This window comes from Methylobacterium sp. E-012 (genome assembly GCF_057836545.1).
In genome coordinates this window covers 2,411,460-2,432,337 of the sequence record NZ_JBYQEY010000001.1, presented here as the reverse complement: position 1 = coordinate 2,432,337, position 20,878 = coordinate 2,411,460, and the positions used below count along the sequence as shown (strand labels likewise).

The 20,878-nt window shown below is 69.8% G+C and carries 23 protein-coding genes and 1 tRNA gene; 14 read left to right on the top strand and 10 right to left on the bottom strand.

Annotated elements, in window-relative coordinates:
* Positions 1–18 precede the first annotated feature (18 nt).
* Together rdgB and rph are read right to left on the bottom strand one after the other, a co-directional pair.
* Entirely contained in the window at positions 19–648 is a 630-nt protein-coding gene (gene rdgB, locus AC3IF1_RS11605) for an RdgB/HAM1 family non-canonical purine NTP pyrophosphatase (RefSeq protein ID WP_489217643.1), read from the bottom strand.
* Entirely contained in the window at positions 645–1,358 is a 714-nt protein-coding gene (rph, locus tag AC3IF1_RS11600) for a ribonuclease PH (protein WP_489217642.1), read from the bottom strand. The genes rdgB and rph overlap by 4 nt, the downstream gene beginning before the upstream one ends.
* A gap of 167 nt (positions 1,359–1,525) precedes the next feature.
* On the opposite strand from rph, the gene hrcA reads away from it, so the two are divergent.
* Positions 1,526–2,581 carry a heat-inducible transcriptional repressor HrcA gene (hrcA, locus tag AC3IF1_RS11595; protein WP_243973888.1) on the top strand — a complete coding sequence of 352 codons (1,056 nt, stop codon included), beginning with the start codon at positions 1,526–1,528 and terminating at the stop codon, positions 2,579–2,581.
* Positions 2,582–2,733: 152 nt separating this feature from the next.
* On the top strand, positions 2,734–3,366 hold the full coding sequence (locus AC3IF1_RS11590; protein WP_489217641.1) for a LysE family translocator: 633 nt from the start codon (positions 2,734–2,736) through the stop codon (positions 3,364–3,366).
* Positions 3,367–3,440: 74 nt separating this feature from the next.
* Here the strand turns inward: AC3IF1_RS11590 and AC3IF1_RS11585 are convergent, their stop codons facing one another.
* Complete coding sequence (locus AC3IF1_RS11585) at positions 3,441–4,268, bottom strand: DUF1236 domain-containing protein (RefSeq protein ID WP_489217640.1); 828 nt, start codon at positions 4,266–4,268, stop codon at positions 3,441–3,443.
* A gap of 336 nt (positions 4,269–4,604) precedes the next feature.
* Here AC3IF1_RS11585 and AC3IF1_RS11580 point away from each other — a divergent pair, with 336 nt between their 5' ends.
* Complete coding sequence (locus AC3IF1_RS11580) at positions 4,605–5,969, top strand: MFS family transporter (protein WP_489217639.1); 1,365 nt, start codon at positions 4,605–4,607, stop codon at positions 5,967–5,969.
* A 121-nt stretch (positions 5,970–6,090) separates the two neighbouring features.
* Positions 6,091–6,372 carry a DUF2312 domain-containing protein gene (locus AC3IF1_RS11575; protein WP_243973884.1) on the top strand — a complete coding sequence of 94 codons (282 nt, stop codon included), beginning with the start codon at positions 6,091–6,093 and terminating at the stop codon, positions 6,370–6,372.
* 48 nt (positions 6,373–6,420) lie between these two features.
* Here AC3IF1_RS11575 and AC3IF1_RS11570 read toward each other — a convergent pair whose 3' ends face one another.
* The 5 genes from AC3IF1_RS11570 to AC3IF1_RS11550 all read right to left on the bottom strand — a co-directional run bounded on the left by AC3IF1_RS11570 (position 6,421) and on the right by AC3IF1_RS11550 (position 9,520).
* Complete coding sequence (locus AC3IF1_RS11570; protein ID WP_489217638.1) at positions 6,421–7,410, bottom strand: phosphoribosylaminoimidazolesuccinocarboxamide synthase; 990 nt, start codon at positions 7,408–7,410, stop codon at positions 6,421–6,423.
* 145 nt (positions 7,411–7,555) lie between these two features.
* Positions 7,556–8,161 carry a PAS domain-containing protein gene (locus AC3IF1_RS11565; RefSeq protein ID WP_243973882.1) on the bottom strand — a complete coding sequence of 202 codons (606 nt, stop codon included), beginning with the start codon at positions 8,159–8,161 and terminating at the stop codon, positions 7,556–7,558.
* Between the two features lie 344 nt (positions 8,162–8,505).
* Positions 8,506–8,581 (bottom strand) — tRNA-Phe (locus AC3IF1_RS11560).
* A 106-nt stretch (positions 8,582–8,687) separates the two neighbouring features.
* Positions 8,688–8,870: a DNA gyrase inhibitor YacG gene (locus tag AC3IF1_RS11555; RefSeq protein ID WP_489217637.1), complete on the bottom strand. Its 183-nt coding sequence runs from the start codon at positions 8,868–8,870 to the stop codon at positions 8,688–8,690.
* Positions 8,867–9,520 carry a Maf-like protein gene (locus tag AC3IF1_RS11550; protein WP_489217636.1) on the bottom strand — a complete coding sequence of 218 codons (654 nt, stop codon included), beginning with the start codon at positions 9,518–9,520 and terminating at the stop codon, positions 8,867–8,869. The genes AC3IF1_RS11555 and AC3IF1_RS11550 overlap by 4 nt, the downstream gene beginning before the upstream one ends.
* Positions 9,521–9,862: 342 nt before the next feature.
* On the opposite strand from AC3IF1_RS11550, the gene AC3IF1_RS11545 reads away from it, so the two are divergent.
* The 10 genes from AC3IF1_RS11545 to AC3IF1_RS11500 all read left to right on the top strand — a co-directional run bounded on the left by AC3IF1_RS11545 (position 9,863) and on the right by AC3IF1_RS11500 (position 19,283).
* Positions 9,863–10,072, top strand: a complete 210-nt coding sequence (locus AC3IF1_RS11545; RefSeq protein WP_243973879.1) for a hypothetical protein — start codon at positions 9,863–9,865, stop codon at positions 10,070–10,072.
* A gap of 154 nt (positions 10,073–10,226) precedes the next feature.
* The gene (locus tag AC3IF1_RS11540; protein WP_489217635.1) at positions 10,227–10,472 is read left to right on the top strand and encodes a hypothetical protein; all 246 of its coding nucleotides are present in this window, start codon (positions 10,227–10,229) and stop codon (positions 10,470–10,472) included.
* A 207-nt stretch (positions 10,473–10,679) separates the two neighbouring features.
* Entirely contained in the window at positions 10,680–11,888 is a 1,209-nt protein-coding gene (locus AC3IF1_RS11535; RefSeq protein ID WP_489217634.1) for a polyhydroxyalkanoate depolymerase, read from the top strand.
* A 114-nt stretch (positions 11,889–12,002) separates the two neighbouring features.
* The gene (locus AC3IF1_RS11530; protein ID WP_489217633.1) at positions 12,003–14,675 is read left to right on the top strand and encodes a TIGR02302 family protein; all 2,673 of its coding nucleotides are present in this window, start codon (positions 12,003–12,005) and stop codon (positions 14,673–14,675) included.
* A gap of 68 nt (positions 14,676–14,743) precedes the next feature.
* A complete protein-coding gene (locus tag AC3IF1_RS11525) occupies positions 14,744–14,929 on the top strand; it encodes a twin transmembrane helix small protein (RefSeq protein ID WP_243973875.1) in 186 nt (61 codons plus the stop codon).
* Between the two features lie 139 nt (positions 14,930–15,068).
* Complete coding sequence (locus AC3IF1_RS11520) at positions 15,069–15,695, top strand: acyloxyacyl hydrolase (protein ID WP_243973874.1); 627 nt, start codon at positions 15,069–15,071, stop codon at positions 15,693–15,695.
* A 13-nt stretch (positions 15,696–15,708) separates the two neighbouring features.
* A complete protein-coding gene (locus tag AC3IF1_RS11515; protein WP_489217632.1) occupies positions 15,709–16,281 on the top strand; it encodes a cob(I)yrinic acid a,c-diamide adenosyltransferase in 573 nt (190 codons plus the stop codon).
* 169 nt (positions 16,282–16,450) lie between these two features.
* Positions 16,451–17,200 carry an electron transfer flavoprotein subunit beta/FixA family protein gene (locus AC3IF1_RS11510; RefSeq protein WP_243973953.1) on the top strand — a complete coding sequence of 250 codons (750 nt, stop codon included), beginning with the start codon at positions 16,451–16,453 and terminating at the stop codon, positions 17,198–17,200.
* Positions 17,201–17,267: 67 nt separating this feature from the next.
* The gene (locus tag AC3IF1_RS11505; RefSeq protein ID WP_243973872.1) at positions 17,268–18,221 is read left to right on the top strand and encodes an electron transfer flavoprotein subunit alpha/FixB family protein; all 954 of its coding nucleotides are present in this window, start codon (positions 17,268–17,270) and stop codon (positions 18,219–18,221) included.
* 180 nt (positions 18,222–18,401) lie between these two features.
* Complete coding sequence (locus AC3IF1_RS11500; RefSeq protein ID WP_489217631.1) at positions 18,402–19,283, top strand: 3-hydroxybutyryl-CoA dehydrogenase; 882 nt, start codon at positions 18,402–18,404, stop codon at positions 19,281–19,283.
* A gap of 46 nt (positions 19,284–19,329) precedes the next feature.
* Here AC3IF1_RS11500 and AC3IF1_RS11495 read toward each other — a convergent pair whose 3' ends face one another.
* Positions 19,330–19,635 (bottom strand): hypothetical protein, encoded by a 306-nt coding sequence (locus AC3IF1_RS11495; protein WP_243973952.1) that lies wholly within the window; start codon positions 19,633–19,635, stop codon positions 19,330–19,332.
* Positions 19,636–19,748: 113 nt separating this feature from the next.
* On the bottom strand, positions 19,749–20,762 hold the full coding sequence (locus AC3IF1_RS11490; protein WP_489217630.1) for an NAD(P)H-quinone oxidoreductase: 1,014 nt from the start codon (positions 20,760–20,762) through the stop codon (positions 19,749–19,751).
* Positions 20,763–20,878: the final 116 nt, after the last annotated feature.

Below are 20,878 nucleotides of genomic sequence, written 5' to 3'. Positions count from 1 at the left end.
GCCCGTCCGGTTTGGCAATCAGGCGCCGGGCGCGAGGCAAGCCCGGCGCAGCGCCACGAACGCCCGGGCGCGGTGGGACAGACCCGCGCCCGTCTGCCAGTCGACCCCGTGCTTCTCCGCGGCGCTCATCTCGCCGAAGGTGCGGTCATGCCCGTCCGGCCGGAAGATCGGGTCGTAGCCGAAGCCGGCCGAACCGCGCGGCGCCACGAGGTCGCCGAAGACCCGGCCCTCGAACAGCTCGGTGTGCCCGTCGGGCCAGGCGAGCACCAGGGCCGAGACGAAGTGCGCGCGGCGGTCGATCGCCCCGCGGGCGTCGAGTTCGGCGAAGATTCGCGCCATCGCCCCGGCAAAATCCTTGTCCGGGCCGGCCCAGCGGGCCGAGAACAGGCCCGGCGCCCCGTCGAGGGCGTCGACGCACAGGCCGGAATCGTCCGCGAAGGTGGGAAGGCCGGTGGCGTCGGCGGCGGCCTTCGCCTTGATCGCCGCGTTCTCGGCGAACATCGTCCCGGTCTCGTCCGGTTCGGGCAGGCCGAGTTCGCCGGCCGAGACCGCCTCCACCCCGAACGGCGCCAGGAGGTCGCGCATCTCGACGAGCTTGCCGGCATTGTGGGTGGCGATCACGACCTTGCCGGTCAGCCTGCGGCTCACGCGAGGGCCTCCTTCTGAAGGGCGACCAGCCGGTCGGTGCCGGCGCGCGCCAGGCCGAGGAGTTCGAGGAGCTGCTCCTGCGTGAACGGCTCCATCTCGGCGGTGCCCTGGACCTCGACGATGCCGCCCCGGCCGGTGAGCACGAAATTGGCGTCGGTCTCGGCCGCCGAATCCTCGGCGTAATCGAGGTCGAGCACCGCCATCCCCTTGTACAGGCCGCAGGAGACGGCCGCGACATGGTCCTTCAGCGGGTCGACCGAGATGATCGAGCGCGTCCGCATCCAGGCGAAGCAATCGTGCAGCGCCACCCAGGCGCCGGTGATCGCGGAGGTCCGGGTGCCGCCATCGGCCTGGATCACGTCGCAATCGACCGTGACCTGGCGCTCGCCCATGGCCGGGAGGTTGGTCACGGCCCGCAGCGAGCGGCCGATCAGGCGCTGGATCTCCTGCGTCCGCCCCGACGGCTTGCCGGAACCGACCTCGCGCCGGGTGCGTTCGTGCGTCGCACGGGGGAGCATGGCGTACTCGGCCGTGACCCATCCTTTGCCCGAACCCCGCAGCCACGGGGGCCCGCGCTCCTCCAGCGAGGCGGTGCAGAGCACCCGGGTGTTGCCGAAGCTGACGAGGCAGGAGCCTTCTGCGTAGCGCGACACGGCGCGCTCCAGGCTCACGGGCCGCAACTCGTCGGCGGCACGCTTGGAAGGCCGCATTGCGGGCCCCTTCTGTGGTGAATGTCGAGGGCCGGGCTCTTAGGCCGGTGCGGCACCGTGAGCAAGCATCGCCGTATGGATTGATCCGGGCGGGTCGGCCGGACATGATCGGACCACAGGATGACCGCGTGACAGACCCGAACTCTCGTTTCCCGAACGATCCATCGATGCAGGCCCTCGCCGCCCTCAACGAACGCGCCCGGGAGATCTTCCGGCAGATCGTCGAGAGCTACCTCACCACGGGCGAGCCGGTGGGATCGCGCAATCTCGCCCGGATCCTGCCGATGGCGCTGTCGCCGGCCTCGATCCGCAACGTGATGGCGGATCTGGAGCATTCCGGCCTGATCTTCGCGCCGCACACCTCGGCCGGCCGCCTGCCGACCGAGCTCGGCCTGCGATTCTTCGTGGATGCCATGCTCGAACTCGGCGATGTCAGCCAGGACGAGCAGGCCCGGATCGAGGCGCAGATGCGCGCCGCCGCCTCCGGCCACACCTTCGAATCCGCTCTGGCCGAGGCCTCGACCATGCTGTCGGGCGTCTCGCGGGGGGCCGGGGTGGTGTTGACCACCAAGGCGAATGTGAGCCTGAAGCACATCGAGTTCGTCCGCCTCGACCCGGCCCGCGCCCTGGTGATCCTGGTCTCGGACGACGGTTCCGTGGAGAACCGGCTGGTGGACCTGCCCGCCGGCCTACCGGCCGGGGCCCTCCAGGAGGCGACGAACTTCCTGAACGCCCGGCTTCAGGGCCGCACCCTGGGATCGCTGCGGGCCGAGATCGAGGCTGGCCGCAAGGCCATGAAGCGGGAGCTCGACGCCATCACCGAGCGCCTCGTCGATGCCGGGCTCGCTACTCCGGTGGGTCCCACGGAGGCGCGCCAGCTGATCGTGCGCGGCCAGGCCAACCTGCTGGACGACCTGCGCGCCGTCGAGGATCTCGAGCGCATCCGCCTGCTGTTCAACGATCTGGAGACGCAGAAGGACGTCATCGACCTCCTCTCCCGCGCCGAGGGCGGCGAGGGCGTGCGGATCTTCATCGGTTCCGAGAACAAGCTGTTCTCGCTCTCCGGCTCCTCGCTGATCGCGGCGCCGTTCCGTGACGGCTCGCAGAAGATCGTCGGCGTCGTCGGGGTGATCGGTCCGACCCGGCTGAATTATGCGCGGATCGTGCCCATGGTCGACTACACCGCCCGGGTCGTCTCGAAGCTCCTCGACGGGGGTCGGTGAACCGCACGATCGCGGCGCGCGATGGCTTCACAAGAGGCGCCCGCCAAGCTTAGATTTTAAGTCAGCCTGGATCTCGATGATCGATACTGATTCGTCGTTGCCGAGGGCAGGCGCGCGCGTCGGCCCGACGTCGCGCGACACTGGGGATCCGCATGCCCAGTCTGGCGAGTTACCTGGCCTTCGCTGCGGTCTCGCTGGGCATGGCCCTGACACCGGGACCGAACATGGTCTACCTGGTCTCCCGCTCGATCGCGCAGGGGCGGACGGCCGGTCTGATCTCGCTCGGCGGCATCCTCGCGGGCCACATCGTCTACATGGCGTGCGCGGCTGTGGGACTCACGGCCCTGTTGATCGCGATCCCCTACGCCTACGATGCCGTCCGCTTCGCCGGCGCGCTCTACCTCCTCTGGCTCGCGTGGCAGGCGGTTCGGCCCAACGGTCGGTCCCCGTTTCAGGTCCACGATCTGCCCAAGGACAGCCCGCGCAAGCTTTTCGCGATGGGGCTGCTGACGAACCTGCTCAATCCGAAGATCGCGGTTCTGTATCTGTCGCTCCTGCCCCAGTTCATCGATCCGGAGAGCGGAAGCGTCCTCGCACAGGCGCTGATCTTCTGCGGCACGCAGCTCGCCGTCAGCGTGGGCATGAACGCCGTCTTCGTCGTCTCGGCCGGGACCATCGCCGCGTTCTTCACCCGGCGCCCGCTTTGGAGCGTCATCCAGCGCTGGCTGATGGGAACGGTGCTGGCCTCGCTCGCGGTCCGCATGGCGACCGAAGCCCACCGATGATCGCAGCGACGACACGGCCAGTGCCGCACGCCGGAGCGGCCTCCGTCCGGCGTGCGGTAGTCTTTGCGGACCAATCAGCCCGGAATGACGTCGACGATCTCGTAAGTGTCGGGATCGATGATCACGATGTCGTCGCGCACCAGGATGAAGTCGTAGCCCTCGTATTCCGGCACGAACTCGACGATCGATGGCGGCAGCCGGTGAAGGCTCACGGACCGGGGGATCGCGGTGCCGACCGCGAGGCCGAAGGCCACATCCCGCAGCGGCGAGACCCCGAGCCGGGTGATCGAACCGCGGAACTCTGAGCGCTGCCGCGTATCGAGGCGGCCCACCGCGCCGCGGGCCGGCCCGCCGCCCCGGGCACCGTCCCGGCCGCCCCGTTCGCCAGCGCCGCCGCGCTCACCCCGGTCGGGTCCGGCCCCATCCCGGTTGCCGCGCTCGCCCGCCGGTCCTGTCTCGCGACCGCCCCGCTCCGCGCCTCCGGGATTGCCGCCCGGCCCGCCGCGCTCCCCGGCGCCGTTGCGCTCGGCCGCGCCACCGGGCCGCCCCGGGCCTTCCGCGCCGCGGCCTGCCGGACCACCCGGCTCCGCGCCGCGGGGGCCACCTTCGGCGCCGCCGGGGCCACGCATCCCGCCGCCTTCCGGTCCGCCGGCACCGCCGCGCATGCCACCACCCTCGGGTCCGCCGGCGCCACCGCGCATGCCGCCGCCCTCGGGGCCGCCGGCACCGCCGCGCATGCCGCCGCCCGGTCCCGCGCCGCCGCCGGCCGGGCCGGCACCAGCTCCCCCGCCGCCGGGCCCGCCACCCGGACCGCCGCCGCCGGGACCACCCTGGGCGAAGGCGGTCGCCGCTCCGACGACGACGATCGCGGCCGCCACCGTATCCCTCAGTATCCGCTTCATGGCCTCTCCTCCCGCTTCCGTCGGAGCGCTCGCGGCGCTCGCAACGCCCGCAACGGGGCCCCGGCGGAATCCGTTCCGTCGCATCGCTGACGCGGCGCAGGTGTCGAGGGATAGACCGTCTATCGCGTCATCCCGGGGTCGCACCGCCCGCACCGGGCCTGACGGTCGAACGCGATGACCCCGCCGCGGACGAACCGGATTCACTGACACTGGCCACAGCTGTCCGCGGCTCGGGACCGATCACGGACTTGCGATCACGGTCATCACCTGTAACGTCGCGCAGCACGAAGAAGAGCCCGGCCCGTGCCGGCGCCGAGAATGGTCGACGGAGACGCCATGTCCGCCTCGAGAAACGATACGATCGGTATCGCGCCGAGCGCCCACGACGACGCTGCGGATCGGCGCCGGCGCATCTGGGCGATCGTCGGCTCGTCCTCGGGCAATCTCGTCGAGTGGTACGACTTCTACTGCTACGCGTTCTTCGCGCTCTACTTCGCGCCGGCCTTCTTCCCGAAGGGGGATTCCACCAGCCAGCTTCTCCAGACCGCCGGCATCTTCGCGGTGGGCTTCTTCATGCGGCCGGTCGGCGGCTGGCTGTTCGGGCGGATCGCCGACCGGGTCGGGCGGCGGACCTCGATGGTCATCTCGGTGCTGATGATGTGCTTCGGCTCGCTGCTGATCGGAATCCTGCCGACCTACGAGCATGTCGGCACTATGGCGCCCGTGCTGCTGCTCCTCGCCCGCATGCTGCAGGGCCTCTCGGTGGGCGGCGAGTACGGCACCTCGGCGACCTACATGAGCGAAGTCGCGATCAAGGGCCAGCGCGGGTTCTTCGCCTCGTTCCAGTACGTCACGCTGATCGGCGGCCAGCTCCTGGCCTCGCTGGTCCTGGTCCTGCTCCAGACGGTCATGACCGCGCCCGAACTCACGGCGTGGGGCTGGCGCATCCCGTTCTTCATCGGCGCCGGCCTCGCCATCGTGGCCCTCTACCTCCGGCGCTCGCTGGCCGAGACCAGGGACAGCAGCGACAAGGAGACCGCCGGCACCTTCGCCGAGCTGTTCAAGCACTGGCGGGCGTTCCTGGTCGTGGTCGCCTACACGGCCGGCGGCTCCCTGAGCTTCTACACCTTCACGACCTACATGCAGAAATACCTGGTCAACACCGCCGGGATGCCGAAGACCTCGGCCTCGCAGGTGATGACGGTGGTGCTGTTCGTCTACATGGCGATCCAGCCGATTTTCGGCGCCCTGTCCGACCGGATCGGCCGCAAGGTCAACATGCTGCTCTACAGTGGCCTCGGCACGCTCATGGTCGTGCCGCTGATGACGGCTCTCGGCACCAACAAGGACCCCTATCTCGCCTTCGCGCTGATCACGCTCGGGCTCGCGGTGGTGTCGTTCTACACGGGCATCAGCGGCATCGTGAAGGCGGAGCTGTTCCCCACCAACGTGCGCGCGCTGGGCGTCGGGCTGTCCTACGCGGTGGCCAACGCCACCTTCGGCGGCACCGCCGAGTTCGTCGCCCTGTGGTTCAAGGACAACGGCATGGAGAGCACGTTCTTCTGGTACGTGACCGTGCTGATGGCGATCGCCTTCGTGGCGTCCCTGATCATGCCGAACCCCAAGGTCCACGGCTATCTCGACGGCGACGGCACGGTCGAGGAGGCGCTCGGCAAGAAGGCGCGCTTCGCCCATGCCTGAGCGCGGTCGGACGATCGGGGCGGATCGCGCCCGGATCGTCCCCCACGCCGAGACCGCGCCGCCTTAACCCGCCGCTTACCCTGCGCCGGCCAGTGTGCCCCGTCATCCGACGAGGAACTGCATGACCGACATGACCGACACCGTGGGCGTCGCGGGCGACCGGATCCGCTCGATCATCGAGCGCGTGGAACGGCTTGAGGAAGAGATCAAGGACCTGATGGAGGCCAAGAAGGAGGTCTTCGCCGAGGCAAAGGGCGAGGGCCTGGACGTCAAGATCCTTAAGGAGATCCTGAAGATCCGCAAGCAGGACAAGGACGAGCGCGACGAGCAGGAGACCCTGCTCGACGTCTACCTGCGGGCGATGGACGCCCCTTCCCCGGCCCCACTGGCGGCCGCCGCGTGAGCCTTTTCTCCTGAACGCTGGGTGGACGGTGCGGGCAGCGCCGTCCGCTCAGCGAATGGGATTGGCGGCCAGATAGGCGTCGATGTTGCGCCGTATGCGGTCTAGCGGCACCTCGGCCGGATCCGGCAGCGCGAACGGCAGGCCGGTGATCGTCTCGTAGGCGCGGATGTAGACCGCGGCCGTCTCGAGGACGACATCCGCCGGGATCTCCGGGATCGGATCCGTGTAGGGATCGCAGCGGGCCACGACCCAGTTGCGCACGAAGTCCTTGTCGAAGCTCTCCGGCGCCGAGCCGGCCGCGAAGCGCGCGGGGTAGCTCTCCGCGAACCAGTAGCGGCTGCTGTCCGGGGTGTGGATCTCGTCCGCCAGGACGATGCGGCCGTCCCGGTCCGTGCCAAATTCGTATTTGGTGTCCGCCAGGATCAGCCCGCGCTGGGCCGCCAGGGCCTGGCCGCGGGCGAACAGGGCCAAGGCCGCCTCGGAAACCGTGCGCCACTGCTCCGCGCTCAGCAGGCCGCGGCCGAGAATCTCGGCCTCGGTCAGCGGCGCGTCGTGGCCGCCGTCGAAGGCCTTGGTGGTCGGCGTGATGATGGCGTCCGGCAGGCGCTCGTTCGGGCGCATGCCCTCGGGGAAGCGATGGCCGTACATCGCCCGTTCGCCGGCCCGGTACCGGGTCAGCACGGAGGTCGAGGTCGTGCCCGCGAGGTATCCGCGCACGACCACCTCCACCGGCAGGATGTCCAGGCGCTGCCCGACGACGACGTTCGGATCCGGATAGGCCAGCACGTGGTTCGGGCAGAGGTCGGCCGTGCGCTCGAACCAGTAGCGCGCGGTCTGGGTAAGGACCTGGCCCTTGAACGGGATCGCGGCGAGCGCCCGATCGAAGGCGCTGATCCGATCGGTGGTGATCAGGATGCGCCGGCCGTCGGGCAAGTCGTAATTGTCCCTGACCTTGCCACGGTAGTGGTTCGGCAGCCCGGGCAGCGTCGCTTCGGGCAGGACCTGATGCGCGTGCGGGGCGAGATCTGCCGTATCCATCCGAGCATTCCATCCGGCTGAGCGGCAACGCCGCGGCGCTGCCTGTGTGCGCGGACGGGGCGGAGATTTCCAGCCCCGCTGCGCAGCGGTCGGCAGACCGGCACCTGCGGGTTCAGAGCACGGCCTGAGCCGCGCCCCGCCGGACTCAGTTCAGGTTCGCGCGCGATTCGGCGGCTTGCTGCGCGGCGAGCTTCCGCCCGATCTCGTGCAGGAGCGCCTCCGCCCACGCCCTGAGGCCGGGATCGTTCAGGGCGTCGACCGCCCGGAACGCCGAGATCGCGGCGTCGGCGGCGCGTTCGAGGGGTGTCTCGCCCGGATCCGCCACCGGATTCGCGTCACCGTCCCGGGCGTTCAGGTCCGTGACGTCCACGATAATGCCATGGCCGCGCACCGGGCGGCCGAGGTGATCGCTGGAGAACCGGCCGCGCAACAGCACCCAGCGCAGGGCTCCGCCGGCCGAGGAGACGCGATATTCGACCACCGCGGGTCCGCCGTCCCGGACATACTTGCGGAAGGCCGCGCGAATCCGTGCACGGTCCAGCGTCGGGACAGCGGCCGCGTAGGCGGAGAGCGGCAAACCGGCTTCGGCCTCCTCCGGACCGAGGTTGAACAGGCGCGCCGCCGAACCGTCGGCCCAGACGCGATCCGAAGCCGCATCCCAGGTCCAGGTGCCGACGCCGTCTCGGGCATCGAGGGGGACCTGAAATTCCTTCCGCCGGCTCGGGCCGTCGAGCGACTTCAGTTTCGGCATTGCGGAGTCTGTATCTCGTTGAAAACCTGATTCATGCTAATTTGATTTTCGGCAACATCAAGGATCTCGATAGTGCAATCCGATAGGGTTGCCGGTGCCCATTCGCCGACCTGCGTGCGGGGCACTCTGCCTTCGGATGACCGTGGCCCGGATCGTTCGGACGCGTCGGAGCGGCGATCCACGGGAGATCGGGTCTCGTCCCGGTGCGGGTCCGTCCCCGCGATCCGCCCTGCGGTGCCGATCGAACAGGCACCGGATCCGCCGAGCCATGATGGCTGTGGCGGGCGATTAAAGCGCGCGGAGACTGTTCGCGAAAAGTCCTGCCCGCGCGATCAGCGAGCGGATGGTGCCCAGGGACGGAGTCGAACCGCCGACACTGCGATTTTCAGTCGCATGCTCTACCAACTGAGCTACCTGGGCGTCGCCCGTGGCCGTGCCGGCCTCGGACGCCGCGGGGTATAGTCAGTGCCGTGCGGCCTGTCCAGCCTTGCCGGACCCTCGGCGGGATGGAAAAGCCGCGAGACCCTCAGTGTTCGGAATCGGGCTCGGGCGGGGGCTCGTCACTGTCGATCTCTTCGGGGAGCGCGTAGCGCTCGTTCAGCCAGCGCCCGAGATCGACATCCGCGCAGCGCTGCGAGCAGAAGGGCTGAAAGTCCGGCTCTGCGGGCCGTCGACAGATCGGGCAGGCCGGGCGGCGCTCGCGGCTCATGCCAGCGCGCCCCAGCCGGCCCGGACCGGATAGCCCTCGCCGTCCAGCAGGCTCATGGTCTCGTAGAGCGGCAGCCCGACCACGGCACTGTAGGATCCGACGAGCTTCACCACGAAGGCGCCCGCCAGCCCCTGGATCGCGTAGCCGCCGGCCTTCCCGCGCCACTCGCCCGACGCGACGTAGCCCTGGATGTCCCGGCCCGACAGGCGCTTGAAGCGCACCCGGGTCTCGACGATCCGCTCGCGCCGGCCGCGGGGCGAGAGCACGCAGATCGCCGTGTAGACCCGGTGCTGGCGCCCGGACAGGAGACGCAGGCAATCCGCCGCCTCGTCCGGCACCTCGGCCTTGGGAAGGACCCGCCGCCCGACCGCCACGACCGTATCGGCCGACAGCAACCATGTCGGCGCCGTCTTGTCGCCTAGGTGAAGCGCGGCTTCCGCGGTGGCGAGCTTGGTGCGCGCCAGGCGGCGCGCGAGGTCGCGGGGCGGCTCGGCCTTGCGCGGGGTCTCGTCGATCTCGGCCGGCAGCAGCGCGTCCGGCTCGATGCCGATCTGCTGCAGGAGCGCGAGCCGGCGCGGCGAGGCGGAGGCGAGCACGAGACGGGCCGTCGGTCCCTGCGTCGCGCCCGTCGCGTCTGGTTTGGCGTCCATGGTGTTCCGTTCGCACGATCGGCCGAGGGCGGCGCGCGGGGGCCGAGCGGCGCCCGCTCCGGCCGGGCCGGCCTCGATCCGCCTGCCTGATACGGGATGGGCTCGGGCTTGTGAACCGGATCCGGGGTCTCGGCGCCCCCCACGGGCGCCTCCGGTAAGCCCGTCCGACGCGAGCGCTCCGTCGGCGTGTTTCGGCGCTATGCTGATCAACCGGGGATAAAATCTCCCCGCGGGCCGCGATCCAAGCTCCGTCAAGACAATCGCAAGTTCTCAAGCGTGGCGGTAACCGGGTGTTAACCACAAACGCAGCAGATTGTCGGCCTCGGGCAGGAGTTGCCGTCGATGCTGAACGCCGATCCACTGCTGCAGCGTCCGAAGCTGCTGAATACGGCACTCGTCGCCCGCGCCCTCGAAGGGCTGAGGCCGAACGCGCGCACGCCCGTCGAGATGTGGCAGATGCTGACGGAACGCTACGTGGTCGATCTCGATGCCGCGGCGACCCTGCTCCCCGCCGACGAGCCCGAGACGCACTGGCTACCGTCCCGCGACTGATTTCGGCTCCGGCTCCAGCCGCTGCCGCTCAACTGGCACATGACGTGCTAGGTAATTCGTCAACTGTGAGGAAGCACCCAGGCAATCACAACGCGGCGGCTCGCACGCCAGAGCACCCCGCGGACCTTTCGATCGCTCGAAGCCGAGGTCCGTCATGTCTGAACTGCTCTCCGTCGCCCTGGTCTGTGCCGGCACTCTGCTCGCCCAGGATTGCTCCCGCGATACCGCCCTGGACGTCATCATCGCCCCGGCGCACACGCCGATGGAATGCCTGATGCACGCGCAGACCATGGCCGCGCAGGCCGGGCTGCCCGGGGGCGGCGACCGCTACCTCAAGATCGCCTGCGAGCACCGCCGCACCGAGGTCGAGCCCGTCGCCGTCATCCGCCGGGCCTCCTGAGCGCGCCGGCTCCCAGCGGGGCCGCATGATGCATCAAAGCCACGTCGGTAGTCTTCTTCGGGACATTCGCCCTTCGGACAGTTGCGGGACCACCGAACCGCACCCATCCTGCCCGGCCATGCTGATGCAAGTCTGAACCCCGGCATCCGCCACCATTGCTGCCCCGTTAGCCCGCGTGCCGGGCAGGGCTCCGCGAGTGCCCGCCCGATGCTGTACGATGCGTTCGACCTGCAGACCGACATTGCCGCCCAGACGCGCGCCTGGGGGCGGGTGCTGAACGACGTCTGGTCGCCCTGGATCGGGTTCGGCGAGCCGATCACCTGGATGTCCGCGGGCGCCCGGATGATGATGCGAACGGGCCTCACCTTCGCGCGTCCGCCCTACGGCATCGACACCGTCGAGGTCGGCAATCGGACCGTCCCCGTCTCCGAAGAGCCCGTCGCGGTCACGCCGTTCGCGACCCTGCTGCACTTCAAGAAGGACATCCACACCGAACAGCCCAAGGTGCTGATGGTCGCGCCGATGTCCGGCCATTTCGCCACGCTGCTGCGCGCGACCGTGCGCGCCATGCTGCCGGACCACGACGTCTACATCACCGACTGGCACAACGCCCGCGACGTGCCGCTCTCGGCGGGGCGGTTCGGCTTCGACGATTACGTCGCGCACCTCGTCCAATTCCTGCAGACGATGGGCGAAGGTGCGCATCTCGTCGCGGTCTGCCAGCCCGCCGTGCAGGCGCTCGTGGCCGCGGCCGTGATGGCGCAGGCCAAGGATCCGGCCGCCCCGCGCAGCATGACCCTGATGGCCGGGCCGGTCGATTGCCGGATCAACCCGACCGGCGTGAACGAACTCGCCACCTCGAAGCCGATCGCGTGGTTCGAGAAGAACCTGATCGCCACCGTCCCGAACCGCCACAAGGGCGCCGGCCGCCGGGTCTATCCGGGCTTCATGCAGGTCTCGGCCTTCATGGCGATGAACGCCAAGCGCCACATCCAGGGCCATGCCGACCTGTTCTGGCACATGGCCAACGGCGAGACCGAGAAGGCCGAGGCGATCGAGGCCTTCTACGACGAGTATTTCGCCGTCCTGGACCTCTCCGCCGACTTCTACATCGAAACGGTCAAGACCGTGTTCCAGGACTACGCCCTGGCCAAGAACGAGGCGACCTATCGCGGGGAACCGATCGACCTGCGGGCGATCCGCCGGACCGCTCTGATGACCGTCGAGGGCGAGCGGGACGACATCTGCGCCGTGGGCCAGACCATGGCGGCCCACGATCTCTGCACGGGCCTGCCGCCCTACATGCGGTCCCACCATCTCCAGGCCGGCGTCGGCCATTACGGCGTCTTCGCGGGGCGCCGGTGGGAATCGCAGATCTACCCGCAGGTGCGCAACTTCATCCAGGCCCACAACTGAGCGCCGCCGTCGCGCCGATTTGACCCGCCGACCGCGGCGGCCCACCATGCTAGCCTCCGAGGATTGGAACCGGGATCGCCCCGGATTCCAGGGGCGCGGGGCGGAACGATCGGCGTGATCGGCAACGACGGCTTCGAAAGCGACGGCGGAAAGAACGCCGCCCGACCGGATCGCACCGCCGGATCCGCGCGGCTCGACCGGCTGGTCGCCCGGGCGCGGGTCGCGGCCCTGTGGGAGCAGGCCTGGCCGGTGCTGTGGCGCGGCCTCGGGGTCGTGCTCCTGTTCCTGATCTTGTCCTGGTCGGGCCTCTGGCTCGACCTGACCCCGCTCTGGCGCCAGATCGGCCTGGGCGTGCTGGCCATCCTGCTGGTGGCGGCCCTCCTGCCGCTCGTCCGTCTCAGGCGCCTCGAACGGCGCTCGGTTCTGACGCGGCTCGACCGGGAGGCCGCGGCGCGCGATCCGGCCCTGCGCCACGGACCCGCTTCGACGGCGCAGGACACCCTCGCGGTGGGTGCCGCGGATGCCGGCAGCCGGGCCCTATGGGACCTGCATCAGCGCCGTGCCGCGCGGGCGGTGGCGAGCCTCCGGGTCGGGCCGCCGCGGCCGGGCATGACGCGGCACGATCCCCTCGCCCTCCGGGCCGGATTGATCGTCGCGGCGGTGGCCAGCCTGTTCGCGGCGGGGCCTGAATGGCGCGAGCGGATCGGCGCGGTGTTCGACTGGCAGGAGCCGGCGGCGCCCGGGCCGAATTTCCGCGTCGACGGCTGGATCGACCCGCCGCTCTACACGCGGCTGCCGCCGCTGCTGATCGCGATGGACGGCACTGACCAGCATTTGCGGGCGCCGGTCAACGCGCAACTCATCGTGCGCATCGCCGGTCAGGGCAAGGCCGCGGCGAACACGACCCTGTCGGCCAATGCCGGGCTCGTGCCCGTACCGGGCCAGGAGCCGCGCCCGGATCTGCGCGAGGAACGCTACCGCGTCGTCGGCGCCGCGGAACTGGTGATCGTCACGCCCGCCGGCCGCCAGCGCCTGACGGTGGATGCGATACCCGACCGGCCGCCGGAGGTCACGGCGGTGGGCGGCCCCGAGGTGAACGGGCGCGGCACCTTCACCCTCACCTATCGGGCCAAGGACGATTACGGGATCAGCTCCGCCGAGGCGGTGATCGAGCCGCTGAAAGCCGGCCGCTCCCTCGTTCCCGTACCGCATATCGGCCTCGCCCAGCCGGCCGATGCCAGCGGCGAGACCGACACCAAGACCCTGGTCGATCTCACGGACAGTCCCTGGTCCGGAGCGCGTGTCCGATACCACATCGCGGTGAAGGACGAGGCGGGCCAGGAGGGCCGGACCCCGGATACCGAGATCACCCTGCCGGCGCGGCCGTTCCGCGATCCGCTGGCCCGGGCGCTCGCCGAGGAGCGCCGCCGCCTCGTCACCGCACCGGATACCGATCGCCGCTGGGTCCAGGGCGCGTTGGACGCCCTCCTGGTGGCGCCCGACATGTTCACGCCGCGGCCGGCAATCTTCCTCGGACTGAAGACGGCGAGCGAGCGCCTGCGCCGCGCCTCGTCCGATCCCGAACTCGTCGATGTCGCCGACCTGCTCTGGGAGATGGCGCTGAAGATCGAGGACGGCGATCTCTCGGACGCCGAGAAGCAGCTGCGTCAGGCCCAGGATCGGCTGAAGGACGCCATCGAGCGCAACGCGCCCGACGACGAGATCAAGCGTCTCACCCAGGACTTGAAACAGGCCCTCGACAAGTTCCTGTCCGAGATGGCGCAGAAGCAGGGCCGCGATCTCGGCAAGTCCGGCGAGCGGCAGCAGAACGACCAGCAATCTAAGACCGTCACGCCCGAGGATCTCGACAAGATGATCCAGGACATGGCCGAGGCGATGAAGCGCGGCGACACCGCCGAGGCGCAGCGCCTGATGGAGCAGCTGCGCAATATCCTGGAGAACCTCCAGACCGCCGAGCGTGGCAGCCGGTCGGACCAGGCCTCCCGCGAGATGCAGAAGCAGATGCGCGACCTCGACGCCATGGCGCGCGAACAGCAGGGCTTGCGCGATCAGACGTTCAAGGATGGGCAGGAGCAGCCCGGCGGCCAGCGGCCGCAGAACCGCGGTCAGCAGCAGGGTCAACGCGGCCAGCAGGGCGGCCAGCAGGGCGGCCAGGGGCAGAAGCAGCAGGGCCAGCAAGGCCAGGGGCAACAGGGCCAGGGACAGCGGGGCCAAGGGCAGCAAGGGCAAGGGCAGCAAGGCCAGGGACAGCAAGGCCAAGGGCAGCAGGGCGATGTCGGTGAGCGTCAGCAGGCGCTCCGGAAGCGGCTCGAGGAGCTGGAACAGCGCATGAAGGAGAACGGCATGCGCGGCGAGCAGGGCCTGTCCGATGCCGAGGACGCCATGCGGGAGGCCGAGAATGCCCTCAAGGACGGCGATTCCGGCGCCGCGGTGGATGCGCAGGGTCGCGCCCTCGACGGGCTGAAGCAGGGCGCCGAGGGCATGGCGCAGCAGATGGCCGAGGGTCAGGGCGAGGGCCCGGGCCAGCAGGACGGCGGCCAGCAGCCGGGCCAGCAGGGTCAGGCCGGCGCCCGCGACGACGATCCGCTCGGTCGACCCACCCGCGGTCGCGACATGAGCGACGGACGGGTCCGCGTGCCCACCGCCGATGAATCCGCCGTCCAGCGTGCCCGGCGCATCATGGAGGAGCTGCGGCGCAAGCTCGGCGATCCGACGCGGCCCCGTGAGGAACTCGACTATTTCGAGCGCCTGCTCCGCCGGAACTGAGCGCGCCCCTCTTCACCCAGCGATGGGAGCCGCCTCACGGTTCCCATCCGGCCCGGATCGTCGTCCGCATGTCCTCCAACGCCCTGGTGCTCGTGGCCTGTGTGGCCGTCGCCCTCGTCCTGCTCTACGGCCTCGCCAACATGATGCGGGGCGGCAGCGCCAACCTCTCGCAGAAATTGATGCGCCTGCGGGTGCTGCTTCAGTTCGTGGCGATCGTGATCATCATGGGCGTCGTGTGGTGGCGTTCGCCTTGACCACCGACCGGCGGGTGTGACTGCGCCGCCGCACCCGGCGCCTTTCGCCGAACCGGCGGATGAATTCGGCGGTCGGCCGCGGAAGCCTCGTGCTACGCTCGGTGGACTGGAACTGCGAAGTCCCCCCGGCCGAGCCCGCATGATCGCCCCCCTCCGCACCTGCCTTGTCGGCCTGCTCACGGCCGCCGCGATCCTGCCGGTCTCGGCCGCGGATGCGCCGCCCCTGCCGGCGGCCTACGCCGCGCCGGCCCAGCCGCTCAGCATCGTCTCGGAGGTCCGGATCGGCGGCGCGGTGCAGGACCCCGGCAGTGCCGAAGGCAAGCTCCCGGGTTTCAGCAAGGCGAACGTCAACGGCGAGATCCTGTTCGCCAAGCCTGTCCTCAGCGCCGACCCGTTCTGGCAGGCCTTCGTCCCGCGACCGACCGTGGGCGGCAGCTACAACACCGGCGGCCGGACCAGCTACGCCTATCTCGGCGCCACCTGGACCCTCGAGGTCTTCCCCGGGACCTTCAACCGGCGCATCTTCCTCGACGGCTTCTTCGGCGGCGTCGCCCATAACGGCTATACCGGCCCGAAGGCGGAGACGCCCTACGGCTTCAACACCCTGGGCTGCTCGCCCATGTTCCGCGAGGCCGCCGCGCTGGGCTATCGCCTGACGGAACATTGGAGCATCATGGCCACCGTCGAGCACATGTCGAACGCCGGCCTCTGCGCCAACAACCGCGGCCTGACCAATTTCGGCGGCAAGATCGGCTACACCTTCTGAGGCGCCAGACCCCTTGGTCAAGCTCAACCGCATCTACACGCGCACCGGCGACAAGGGCACGACCGCGCTCGCCGACGGGCAGCGCCGGTCCAAGGCCGACCTGCGCGTCGAGACCTATGGCACCGTCGACGAGACCAACGCCTGCATCGGAATGGTCCGCCTCCACACGCAGGGTCATCTCGACGGGATGCTCGGGGCGATCCAGAACGACCTGTTCGACCTCGGCGCGGACCTCGCGACGCCGCCGAGCCCGGAGCCCCTCCCCTACGAGCCGCTGCGGATCGTGGCGAGCCAGGTCGAGCGCCTGGAGCGCGACATCGACGCCCTCAACGAAGCGATCCCGCCGCTGAAGTCCTTCGTGCTGCCCGGGGGATCGGCCGCCTCCGCCGCCCTGCACGTCGCACGCACGGTTTGCCGCCGCGCCGAGCGTCTGGCGGTGAGCCTCGCGGCCCGCGAGGGTGAGGACGTCTCGCCCGAGGCGCTCCGCTACCTGAACCGCCTGTCGGACTTCCTGTTCGTGGCCAGCCGCACGGCGAATGCCGACGGGGCCGACGACGTCCTCTGGGTCCCCGGCGCCAACCGCTGAACCGGCGGCCGGTCTTTTCGAGCCCGCTCCACCGCGCCGCGTTGACAAGGCGGAAATGTGGCCGCTACGGTCCGGCCGCCTTGCGTGCCCACGCCGCGCTACGCCTCCGGCGCCCGCGGACGTGGCCTGCACGACGAAAAGAATCCTCCGGGGAAGGATCGTGACCGCCATGAAGGTGCTGGTGCCCGTCAAGCGGGTTGTGGACTACAACGTCAAGATCCGCGTCAAAGCCGACGGCTCCGGGGTCGAACTCGCCAACGTCAAGATGTCCATGAATCCCTTCGACGAGATCGCCGTCGAGGAGGCGATCCGCCTGAAGGAGAAGGGCAAGGTCACCGAGATCGTCGCCGTCTCCATCGGCCCGCAGCAGGCCCAGGAGACGCTGCGCACCGCGCTGGCCATGGGCGCCGACCGGGCGATCCTGGTGAAGACCGACGTGACCTGCGAACCCCTCGCCGTGGCCAAGCTGCTGAAGGCGGTGGTCGAGAAGGAGGCGCCCGAACTCGTCATCCTCGGCAAGCAGGCGATCGACGACGATTCGAACCAGACCGGCCAGATGCTGGGCGCCCTTCTCGGATGGCCGCAGGGCACCTTCGCCTACAAGATCGAGGTCGGCGAGGGCAGCCTCGACGTCACCCGCGAGGTCGATGGCGGTCTCCAGACTGTGAGTCTGAAGCTCCCGGCCATCGTCACGACGGACCTGCGCCTCAACGAGCCGCGCTACGCGTCGCTGCCGAACATCATGAAGGCCAAGAAGAAGCCGCTCGAGGAACTGGCCCCGGAGGCGCTCGGCGTCGACGTGACCCCGAAGCTGAAGGTCCTCAAGACCGCCGAGCCGCCGGGGCGCTCCGCCGGCATCAAGGTCGGGTCCGCAGCCGAACTCGTCCAGAAGCTCAAGGTCGAAGCCGGCGTCATCTGATCCGCAGGCGAGGCTCCCCGCCCCGGGTCGAGCCCCGCGCCCCCCACTCCGAGGACTCGAGACGACCATGACGACACTCCTCTTCGTCGAGCACGGCAACGGCCAGATCAAGGACGGGACGCTGAAGGCGCTGACGGCCGCCAGGGCTATCGGCGCGCCGGTCCACGCCCTGGTCCTGGGCTCCGGAGCGAAGGCGGTGGCCGAGGCTGCGGCCAAGCTCGACGGCGTCGAGAAGGTGCTGGTCGCGGAGGACGCGGTCTACGACCACGACCTCGCCGAGCCGGTCTCGGCCCTGATCGTCGCAGTCGCCGAGCCCTACGAGACCATCATCGCCTCGGCCTCGACCACCGGGAAGAACGTGCTGCCGCGGGTCGCAGCCCTGCTCGACGTCGCGCAGATCTCAGACATCATCAAGGTGGTCGCGCCCGATACGTTCGAGCGGCCGATCTACGCGGGCAACGCGATCCAGACCGTGCAGGCGCCCGCGGGCAAGCGGGTGATCACCGTGCGCACCGCGGCGTTCAAGGCCGCGGCCGAGGGCGGCGCGGCGGCGCCGGTCGAGCCCGTCTCGGCCTCCGCCGCGGAGGCGGGCGGTTCGAGCTTCAAGGGCGAGGAGATCGCCAAGTCCGATCGTCCGGAACTGGCGGCCGCGCGGATCATCGTGTCGGGCGGCCGGTCGCTCGGCTCCTCGGAGAAATTCCACGCCCTGATCGAGCCGCTCGCCGACAGCCTCGGTGCGGCGGTGGGCGCCTCCCGCGCCGCCGTGGACGCAGGCTATGCCCCCAACGACTGGCAGGTCGGCCAGACCGGCAAGGTGGTGGCGCCGGACCTCTACGTGGCGGTGGGAATCTCGGGCGCGATCCAACACCTCGCCGGCATGAAGGACTCGAAGGTCATCGTGGCCATCAACAAGGATGAGGACGCCCCGATCTTCCAGGTCGCCGATTACGGGCTGGTCGGCGACCTGTTCCAGGTGGTGCCGGAACTGCAATCGGAGATCGGAAAAGCGAAGGGTCAGTAACGGCCGGGTCTACCCCGGCGGTCGCACTGAACCGGTATGCCTGTATCATGCGACCTCGCGGGTTCCTTCCGCGTCGGTGATTGGTCTACAAGACAGCGACGGCAGGACAACGTGCCGTCGTCTTGGCGCATCCGTCGAGTCGCACGGCCGGGCATCGGCATCAGGGGCACAGGTCGGTCAATGAGTATGGAGATCAAGCGGGTCGGCATCATCGGCGCGGGCCAGATGGGCAGCGGCATCGCGCAGGTCTGCGCTTCGGCCGGTCTCGACGTCCTGTTGAACGATCGCGACTCGACCCGGCTCGATAATGGACTGGGCATGATCGCGGGCAACCTCGCCCGTTTGGTTTCGAAGGGCAGCCTCTCCGACGAAGACAGCCGCGCGGCCAAGGCCCGCATCCTGCCGGCCCGGGACTTCGACGCGCTCGGCCCCTGCGACCTGGTCATCGAAGCCGCGACCGAGAACGAGGCCACGAAGCGCGAGATCTTCTCGTCGCTGTGCGCGTCGCTGCGCCCGGAAGCCCTTGTGGCGACCAACACCTCGTCGATCTCGATCACGCGGCTCGCCGCCGCCACGGACCGGCCCGAGAAGTTCATCGGCATCCATTTCATGAACCCGGTGCCGTTGATGCAGCTCGTCGAGCTGATCCGCGGCATCGCCACGGAAGACACGACCTACGAGGCGGCCAAGGCGTTCATCGCCAAGCTCGGCAAGACCTCGACGATGTCGGAGGACTTTCCGGCCTTCATCGTCAACCGCATCCTGCTGCCGATGATCAACGAGGCGATCTATACCCTCTACGAGGGCGTTGGATCGGTGGAGTCGATCGATACCGCGATGAAGCTCGGCGCGAACCATCCGATGGGTCCGCTGCAGCTCGCCGACTTCATCGGCCTCGATACCTGCCTGTCGGTGATGCAGGTCCTGTACGAAGGGCTGGCGGATTCGAAGTACCGTCCCTGTCCGCTGCTGGTGAAATATGTCGAGGCCGGCTGGCTCGGCCGGAAGGCCAAGCGCGGGTTCTACGACTACCGTGGGCCGACGCCCGTCCCGACGCGCTGAGCGAGCGGTGTTCGGGGCGGCGCCGACGGCCGCCCCGCGCGACGGCTTACTTCGCCGCTCCGCCATTCGCACCCGGCTGAGCCGGCTGCGGGTAGGACGGGTTGCCGCCCGGCACGCCGGTGCTGTTCGCGGATGAGGAACCGCCGGCCTGGCCGCTGACCGAGCCCGTCACCTCACGGCGCGACGCATCCTGACTCTGGCTGGCGTAATCCTTGGGCGCATTCGCGCCGTTCCAGGTCAACAGACCCACCGTGGCGATCGCCAGAAGGACGAGGCTCGCGACCAGCACCCACAGCACGGTCTTGCCGCGCTCGCCCTGCCGGCTGTCCTGCGGGTTCAATCTCTCGGCCATCTGCACCAACCTTCATCGGCGGGACGCAACCCGCGGAAGCGCGGTCTGCAACACGTTCCCGTTACCGGCCGCCAACGCGAAGCCGAGGAAGCCGGTTCCTGTGTTCCGGACGGTCAACGCCCGGTGCTCAGCAGGATCTTGCCGAGATGGGCGCTCGATTCCATGAGCGCATGCGCCTCCTGGGCCCGCTCCAGCGGGAAGGTGGCGTGCGTCACCGTGCGGATGCGCCCGGCTTCGAGCGCGGGCCAGATATCCCGCCGCAGGCCCTCGGCGATCGCGGCCTTGTCGGCCTTCGAGCGCGGCCGGAGCGTCGAGCCGGTGAAGGTCAGGCGGTTGCGCATGATCGGGGTGATGTTCAGGCCGTCGACCTTGTAGCCGCCCATCAGCGCGATCATCACGAGGCGCCCATCCTGCGCCAGGGACTTGAGGTTGCGGGCCAGATAGCTGGCGCCGATCATGTCGAGGATGACGTCGACGCCGCGTCCATCGGTCAGCCGCTTGATCTCCTCGGCGAAATCCGCCTGCTTGTAGTCGATTGCCGCGTCGGCCCCGAGATCCTCGCAGAAGCGACACTTCTCGGCCGAGCCGGCGGTGGCGAAGACCCGGGCACCGACATGCTTGGCGATCTGGATCGCCGTCGCGCCGATGCCGCTCGACCCGCCATGGACGAGGAAGCTCTCCCCGGAGGCGAGCCGGCCCCGCTGGACCACGTTCGAGTAGACGGTGAAGAAGGTCTCGGGCAGCCCGCCCGCGTCGGCCAGGGGGACGGCCCTCGGGCGCGGCAGGCAATGGGCGGCTTCGGCCACGGCGAACTCGGCGTAGCCGTCGCTGATCACAAGGGCGCAGACTTCGTCGCCGATCGACAACCCCGTGACATCGGGGCCGAGCCGGACGATGCGGCCCGCGACTTCGAGGCCAGGGACCTCGGTGGCGCCGGGCGGCGGCGGGTAGACCCCGGCCCGCTGCGCGACATCGGGCCGGTTTACCCCCGCGGCCACAACCTCGATCAGCACCTGACCGGGCCCCGGGCTCGGGACCGGGGCCGTCTCGAGGGTGATCACCTCCGGACCACCGGAGCCCGCGTAGCGGATCTGGCGCATGGTCCCGGGCAGATCGGTGCTCACCATCGACGAAATCCTCTCCGCGCGTGTCATCTCGCCCGCGTCTATGCCGCCGCGGTGCGACTCTACTTGCGGCAAGGGGCGCGCTTGGCAAGCCGCGGGCCCGCCGAGCGCGCGGATGC

Excerpts from the sequence above, each read along its gene's own strand:
- rph (WP_489217642.1), bottom strand. The coding sequence starts at position 1,358 with ATGCGGCCTTCCAAGCGTGCCGCCGACGAGTTGCGGCCCGTGAGCCTG.
- AC3IF1_RS11520 (WP_243973874.1), top strand. The coding sequence starts at position 15,069 with ATGATCGCCCCCCTCCGCACCTGCCTTGTCGGCCTGCTCACGGCCGCC.
- AC3IF1_RS11580 (WP_489217639.1), top strand. The coding sequence starts at position 4,605 with ATGTCCGCCTCGAGAAACGATACGATCGGTATCGCGCCGAGCGCCCAC.
- AC3IF1_RS11525 (WP_243973875.1), top strand. The coding sequence starts at position 14,744 with ATGTCCTCCAACGCCCTGGTGCTCGTGGCCTGTGTGGCCGTCGCCCTC.
- AC3IF1_RS11510 (WP_243973953.1), top strand. The coding sequence starts at position 16,451 with ATGAAGGTGCTGGTGCCCGTCAAGCGGGTTGTGGACTACAACGTCAAG.
- AC3IF1_RS11545 (WP_243973879.1), top strand. The coding sequence starts at position 9,863 with ATGCTGAACGCCGATCCACTGCTGCAGCGTCCGAAGCTGCTGAATACG.
- AC3IF1_RS11575 (WP_243973884.1), top strand. The coding sequence starts at position 6,091 with ATGACCGACATGACCGACACCGTGGGCGTCGCGGGCGACCGGATCCGC.
- AC3IF1_RS11565 (WP_243973882.1), bottom strand. The coding sequence starts at position 8,161 with ATGCCGAAACTGAAGTCGCTCGACGGCCCGAGCCGGCGGAAGGAATTT.
- AC3IF1_RS11585 (WP_489217640.1), bottom strand. The coding sequence starts at position 4,268 with ATGAAGCGGATACTGAGGGATACGGTGGCGGCCGCGATCGTCGTCGTC.
- AC3IF1_RS11505 (WP_243973872.1), top strand. The coding sequence starts at position 17,268 with ATGACGACACTCCTCTTCGTCGAGCACGGCAACGGCCAGATCAAGGAC.
- AC3IF1_RS11540 (WP_489217635.1), top strand. The coding sequence starts at position 10,227 with ATGTCTGAACTGCTCTCCGTCGCCCTGGTCTGTGCCGGCACTCTGCTC.
- AC3IF1_RS11535 (WP_489217634.1), top strand. The coding sequence starts at position 10,680 with ATGCTGTACGATGCGTTCGACCTGCAGACCGACATTGCCGCCCAGACG.
- AC3IF1_RS11550 (WP_489217636.1), bottom strand. The coding sequence starts at position 9,520 with ATGGACGCCAAACCAGACGCGACGGGCGCGACGCAGGGACCGACGGCC.
- AC3IF1_RS11590 (WP_489217641.1), top strand. The coding sequence starts at position 2,734 with ATGCCCAGTCTGGCGAGTTACCTGGCCTTCGCTGCGGTCTCGCTGGGC.
- hrcA (WP_243973888.1), top strand. The coding sequence starts at position 1,526 with ATGCAGGCCCTCGCCGCCCTCAACGAACGCGCCCGGGAGATCTTCCGG.
- AC3IF1_RS11495 (WP_243973952.1), bottom strand. The coding sequence starts at position 19,635 with ATGGCCGAGAGATTGAACCCGCAGGACAGCCGGCAGGGCGAGCGCGGC.
- AC3IF1_RS11500 (WP_489217631.1), top strand. The coding sequence starts at position 18,402 with ATGAGTATGGAGATCAAGCGGGTCGGCATCATCGGCGCGGGCCAGATG.
- AC3IF1_RS11555 (WP_489217637.1), bottom strand. The coding sequence starts at position 8,870 with ATGAGCCGCGAGCGCCGCCCGGCCTGCCCGATCTGTCGACGGCCCGCA.
- AC3IF1_RS11570 (WP_489217638.1), bottom strand. The coding sequence starts at position 7,410 with ATGGATACGGCAGATCTCGCCCCGCACGCGCATCAGGTCCTGCCCGAA.
- AC3IF1_RS11490 (WP_489217630.1), bottom strand. The coding sequence starts at position 20,762 with ATGGTGAGCACCGATCTGCCCGGGACCATGCGCCAGATCCGCTACGCG.